Below are 2,198 nucleotides of genomic sequence, written 5' to 3'. Positions count from 1 at the left end.
CCCGCCTGACGGGCCGCCTCGCGCCGCTGTGCCCGGCTGCGCCGCCGCCCGTCCGATGGGCGGCGCCGATCGTGCGGGTCCGGCCCGTCCCCGTCGATCCGGGACTCCGGCACTCCGTCGCCAGGCGCGGTCCTCCACGGCCCGCCTGATCAGCTGACACCCCCGGTACGTCCGTCAACCCCTTCACGTGGAGATTCCGTCATGTCCTTCATTCGCCGTGCCGTGACCGTGCTCGCCGCGGCCACCGCCGTCACCGCCGGGCTCGCGCTGCCCGCGCTGGCCCACGTCACCATCAACCCCGGCACCGCCGAGCAGGGCGGCTTCACCAAGGTCGCCTTCCGCGTGCCGAACGAGCGCGACGACGCCTCGACCGTGAAGATCGAGGTCTCCTTCCCCGCCGACCACCCGCTGGCGTTCGTCTCGGTCAAGCCGGTGCCCGGGTGGAGCGTCAAGGTCACCGAGTCCAAGCTGCCCACGCCGGTCAAGACCGAGTACGGCGAGCTCACCGAGGCCGTCTCCAAGGTCGTCTGGTCGGGAGGCGCGATCCGCAAGGGCGAGTTCCAGGAGTTCGAGGTGTCCATGGGCCGGTTGCCGGAGGACGTCGACCGGCTGGTGTTCCCGACCAAGCAGACGTACTCGGGCGGCGAGGTCGTCGACTGGTCCGAGGCGCCCAAGGCCGACGGCACCGAGCCCGAGCACCCGGCTCCGCTGCTCAAGCTCACCCCGGCCGTCAAGGAGGGCGCCGCCTCCCCCACATCCACGGCCGGTGCCGCGAACCGGTCCTCCGCGGCGCCCGCGGTGGTGCCCGTCGCCGCCCCCTCCTCCGCCGACGGCACGGCCCGCCTGCTGGGCGGGGCGGGTCTCGCGGTGGGCGTCGTCGGCGTCGTGGTCGCCGCTCTTGCCCTGCGCCGCCGTTCCTCCTGACCTGTCCCGTACGCCGTGGAGACCGCTAGGTTGTCCACGTACGCGAGGAAAGGCGGGCGAGGTGTCGGCGGATTCGGCGGGCGAGCGGCTGGCGCGACTCAGGAGAGAGTTCGCGTCGATCGACGGCGACGGCGACGGGTTCATCACGGAGGCGGAGTTCCGGGCGCACTTCCCGGAGCTGCCCGCCGAGGCGCTCGGGGCGCTGAGGGAGAACGCCGACGCCGACGGTGACGGGCGTTTCTCGCTGGAGGAGTTCGTCCGCGTCATGCCCTGAGCCGGGATACGGCCGTGCGGCGGCCCGCGGCGGAGGGCCGCGTCAGGCGCTCCAGGGCACGTGGTGCGCTTGCCCTGGGCCGGAGAGTCGCGCAGGGCGGCTCTCCGGCTCCGCCCCCGCCCGCCCGGTGGCCGGATGCGCGTGTCAGGACGTGATGTCCTTGCCGGAGAAGCGCGCCCAGGCCACCGAGCCGAACAGCGCGATGTAGGCCCCGAACACCAGCAGCCCCTCCGTCAGGGAGCCCGTGTCGATGGGGCTGCGCAGCGTGCCGTCGAAGCCGTTCCACCAGGTCGGCAGGAGATACTGGGCCAGGCCGTCGAGCTGGGGGATGGCCCGCAGCACCTGGGAGACGATCACCACGACCACGGTGCCCGCGATGGCGCCGATCGGCACCTCGGTGAACGTCGACAGCGCCAGCGCGATGGCCGCGAGCGCGGCCATCCCCGCGCCGACGTACCCGACGCTCAGGAGGATCCGCAGCAGCCCGTCGGCCACGGAGACCGTGGTGCCCGACAGCAGCGTCACCGGCCCGACGGGAAACAGGGCAAGCCCCGTCGCCAGCGCGGACAGCGCGACGACGCCGGCCACCGCGAAGGAGAACACGACCGCGTTCAGGTACTTGACCGCCAGCAGCCTGGTGCGGCCCGCGGGCGCGGCCAGCAGGTAGCGCAGCGTCCCCGTGCCCGCCTCCCCGGCGATCGAGTCGCCCGCCACCACGCTCACCGCGACCGGCATCAGCAGGACGACGAGGAACGACAGCGACGCGAAGGCCAGCATCAGGCTGTTGCCCGCGACGTCGGCGACGATCCCGCCCACCCCGCCCTCGTCACCGGACGACGCGATGCGCAGCGCGACGCCGAGCAGCACCGGCACGCAGGCGAGGACCACCAGCATCGCCACGTTGCGCGGGCGGCGGAAGGTCAGCCCCAGCTCGGAGGCCAGCAGCCGCCAGAACGCGCCGGGCGCCCGCGCCGCCGGGGCGCCGGCCGGTGGGGGCGGG

General features: G+C 74.0%; 3 protein-coding genes. 2 read left to right on the top strand and 1 reads right to left on the bottom strand.

Annotated elements, in window-relative coordinates; translation table 11 throughout:
- Window positions 1-201 precede the first annotated feature (201 nt).
- The gene (locus DQW85_RS24060; protein ID WP_113702318.1) at window positions 202-924 is read left to right on the top strand and encodes a YcnI family copper-binding membrane protein; all 723 of its coding nucleotides are present in this window, start codon (window positions 202-204) and stop codon (window positions 922-924) included.
- Window positions 925-985: 61 nt separating this feature from the next.
- Window positions 986-1,198, top strand: coding sequence for an EF-hand domain-containing protein (locus DQW85_RS24055; protein ID WP_113702317.1), 213 nt, complete (start codon window positions 986-988; stop codon window positions 1,196-1,198).
- Between the two features lie 144 nt (window positions 1,199-1,342).
- Here the strand turns inward: DQW85_RS24055 and DQW85_RS24050 are convergent.
- On the bottom strand, window positions 1,343-2,198 hold an 856-nt coding region (locus tag DQW85_RS24050; protein ID WP_205315364.1), incomplete at its 5' end, for an ABC transporter permease.

Origin of the sequence: Nonomuraea lactucae (assembly GCF_003313395.1) — a bacterium.
GTDB classification, from domain to species: Bacteria; Actinomycetota; Actinomycetes; order Streptosporangiales; family Streptosporangiaceae; genus Nonomuraea; species Nonomuraea lactucae.
Note: the sequence above shows the minus strand (reverse complement) of the source record. Positions and strands in the feature narration are given on the sequence as shown.